This window comes from Nostoc mirabile CHAB5784 (genome assembly GCF_020829645.1).
In the GTDB taxonomy this organism is placed as follows: Bacteria; Cyanobacteriota; Cyanobacteriia; order Cyanobacteriales; family Nostocaceae; genus Nostoc; species Nostoc mirabile.
On the sequence record NZ_JAIVFS010000002.1, the window covers coordinates 311,926 to 313,303 of the forward strand.

Below are 1,378 nucleotides of genomic sequence, written 5' to 3' on the forward strand. Positions count from 1 at the left end.
GTAAACGGCGGTAGTGGCGACAATACGATTAACGGCGGATTGGGCAACGATCAGATTGACGGCGGTGGCAACATTGACGGCGGAGCGGGCAACGATACGATAAACGGGGGTAGGGGCGACGATAGCCTTGTTGGCGGATTTGACAATGATATCCTCATTGGTGGTGCTGGGACTGATCGCCTCACTGGAGGATCAGGTAGCGATGTTTTCGATTTCAACTCAGTTTCTGAGAGTCAATCTGGTTTGTTACGGGATGTTATTACTGACTTTGTTGGAAACGGTAGCTTACCAGGCGATCAAATCAATCTATCTACCATCGACGCCAACTCTACTATAGGGGGCAACCAAGCCTTCACTTTCATTGGGACTGGCGTATTCTCCGCACCCGGCCAGATCCGTTATTCAGGAGGTATTCTCCAAGCTAGCACTGATGGGGATCTGTCGGCTGAGTTTGAGATTCAGCTTGCAGGAGCACCACAACTAGTGGCAAGCGACATTATCCTTTCCGATACCTTTAATGATAGCGATTCCGATACCTTTGTCGAGAGCGGTTCTACTGGAAGTTTTAGCTCTACGGGGGGCAGTTTTAGCTCTAGGGGGGGAGGAAGTATTAGCTCTACGGGGGGCAGTTTTGGCGAGAGCGGTTCTACTGGAAGTATTAGCTCTACGGGCAGTTTTCTTCTCGGTAACGGCTGGATCAGTTCTAATCTTAGTGGCAACGACACACTCGTTGGCGATACTGGCAACGAGACTCTTAACGGCGGTACTGGCAACGATCGCCTCATTGGCGGTACTGGGACTGATCGCCTCACTGGAGGATTAGGTAACGATGTTTTCAAGTTCAACTCTGTTTCAGATAGTCCTACTGGTCTTTCACGGGATGTTATCACTGACTTTGTTGGAAACGGTAACTTGCCAGGTGATCGAATTGATCTATCTACTATCGACGCCAACTCCAATATAGGGGGCAACCAAGCCTTTACTTTCATTGGCAGTAACGCATTCTTTGCAGTTGGTCAGATTCGTTATGCAGGAGGTATTCTTCAAGGTAACACTGCTGGGAATCTGTCTGCTGAGTTTGAGATTCAGCTTACAGGAACACCACAACTAGTGGTAAGCAACATTATCCTTTAATTTAATAGACTTCTTGCAAAAGAGGTTGTTTGAAAAGTATTTCGCTGTGACTTTAGGCACTTTTAAATCCCCCCTAACCCCCCTTAAAAAGGGGGGAACCGGAATCAAAGTCTCCCTTTTTAACTGGAGTTTAGACTAAGCTATACAAAATGACCCAGCAGGGCTGAGTTAATCAGAGACTTAGCAAAAGTATGAATAATCTAAGGTATTAAACAGCAACAGATGCTTCTTTACGTGGTGGAGT

General features: G+C 47.0%; 1 protein-coding gene. It reads left to right on the top strand.

The window, feature by feature from the left end:
* On the top strand, positions 1-1,134 hold a 1,134-nt coding region (locus LC653_RS03345; protein WP_267922949.1), incomplete at its 5' end, for a calcium-binding protein.
* Positions 1,135-1,378 lie beyond the last annotated feature (244 nt).